We start from the raw sequence: 281 nt of genomic DNA, 5'->3' as shown, positions 1-281 counted from the left end.
ATGGTTAAAAAAAGCTTTTTAGTTAAAATTTTCAACATTTTTAAGCTGCATATTTCAAGGTATCAACATATGGCGTTCTCCGTTTTACAACTGCAAAAATCCTGGCTAGTAATTTGTTCCTGATCACATTGATTGTACTCATTTCATTTTTTCCCTGTTCATCGACCCTTCGCCGGTAATACTGCCTAATTTCAGGATTGTGCTGCAGGGCTGTTTTGGAACATTGGTCCAGCAAACTCTTTATTTTTTTATTGGCCAAGTGACTTACTTTTGTTTTGCCC

At 36.3% G+C, this 281-nt stretch carries 1 pseudogene; it reads right to left on the bottom strand.

From position 1 onward, the window contains the following. Positions 1–40 precede the first annotated feature (40 nt). Positions 41–281, bottom strand: a pseudogene (locus FKR84_RS13485) (IS110 family transposase); the annotation flags it as partial.

Source organism: Haloflavibacter putidus (assembly GCF_006546625.1).
Lineage (GTDB): Bacteria > Bacteroidota > Bacteroidia > Flavobacteriales > Flavobacteriaceae > Mesonia > Mesonia putida.
This window is presented reverse-complemented; position numbering and strand designations above follow the sequence as displayed.